A 1470-nucleotide genomic window follows, 5' to 3' on the forward strand; every position below is an offset into this window, starting at 1 on the left:
CCCACTAGCCTTGCATGGGTGGATACATGTAACATTTCTTCAATATAATGGTTTTTGTTTACAAAAATAAAAAATGCTCCTAAAGTAGAATTCGAGACCATACTTGTTCCCGAATACTCTACTAAAGGAGCACCAAACGTATGAAAAGTATAGGTCGTAATATGGTCATTTGTCAATGTTTATCTTTACTTCCCACCGAAGATATTGAGTGTCCACTTTTAGATTATGGCAAACAGAAGTTGACAACTAAATCTTTAATGAAAGTTTTTGTAGCTGCACAACTAGATCAATGGAGTTCTTACGAACATATGGAAGAGAAGTTAAGAGCTTATCCTAAACTACGGCAAGAAATTGGAATTAGTGAAATTAGTGGTTCTCAGTTAAGTAGGAGAATTAATGAGCTTCCTACGGAATGGGTTCAGAAGGTATTCGTCAAAGTGGTCAGTAAGTTAGAACGATTAACTAAAGGTTACAAGGGAATCCCTAACGGAATCGGTCCAATTAAAATAGTAGATTCTACCGAAATCCGTTTACCAGAACAACTATGTGACTGGGCTTACATCTCTAAAGGTCGTAATATGGTAAAAATGCATACCAGGCTGGTTGTTGCCTCTTCTGATATGATTTTTCCAGATAAAATTGTGCCCTCTACTGGTGCAGTAAGCGACTTTGAAAGTTCTAGTTTCTTAATTGAAGAATCGGATTCTACTTACATTTTGGACCGTGGATATCCTTCCAAAGCAAACTTAATGGATTGGTTAGAAAGAGAAATTTCTTTTGTGGCACGTATTACAAAGAATTTAAAGCTCTTTGCGTTAGAAGAAAGAATCCCAACACATCCATCTATTATAAGGGACGCTATAGTCAATTTTGGTGTATCAAATAAACCGGTAAGATACGTTGAGTATGTAGATGATAAAGGAAGAACATATAGAATACTAACCACAAGATTTGACTTAGAAGATCATCAAATTATGGAGATATACCGAAACCGTTGGATGATAGAGTTATTCTTCAAATGGATTAAAGGCCATCTGAAATTCACAAAGATCTGGAGCACGAAGCCGCAAGGAATATGGAATCAAATGTTCTTAGCATTAATCGCTTATGGCTTATCATTGATTGTCAAATTAGAGACAAAGTCTACAAAAACGCAGTGGGAGTTCTATCGAGTTCTACAAACCTATTTGTATCAGTCTATGAAAAATTTAAATAAAGAGTTAACTCGTAAGAGTAAGAAATCGAAGGGAAGGCAGAAGGTTCCAATACCTATCAAAAAAGAAAATTTATTTGTCGGAACAGTCGCTGTCTATAAACATATAACAAAAAGTCGTATTAGATAATATATGTAAAAAACTGGGAACAAGGTTGAATTACACCCCTGCTCCCAGTTTTTCTTTTTAAGTATATAAACCACTGTAAAATAAATACATATATTGAATTTAATTGTATCTGTGCAAGGCTAGTGGG

At 35.0% G+C, this 1470-nt stretch carries 1 protein-coding gene; it reads left to right on the forward strand.

Going from position 1 to position 1470, the window contains the following annotated elements; genetic code table 11:
- Positions 1-140 precede the first annotated feature (140 nt).
- Positions 141-1343, forward strand: coding sequence for an IS4 family transposase (locus tag JCM9157_RS22990; protein ID WP_035668856.1), 1203 nt, complete (start codon positions 141-143; stop codon positions 1341-1343).
- Positions 1344-1470 lie beyond the last annotated feature (127 nt).

This window comes from Halalkalibacter akibai JCM 9157, from assembly GCF_000513135.1.
Classification (GTDB): Bacteria; Bacillota; Bacilli; order Bacillales; family Bacillaceae_D; genus Halalkalibacter; species Halalkalibacter akibai.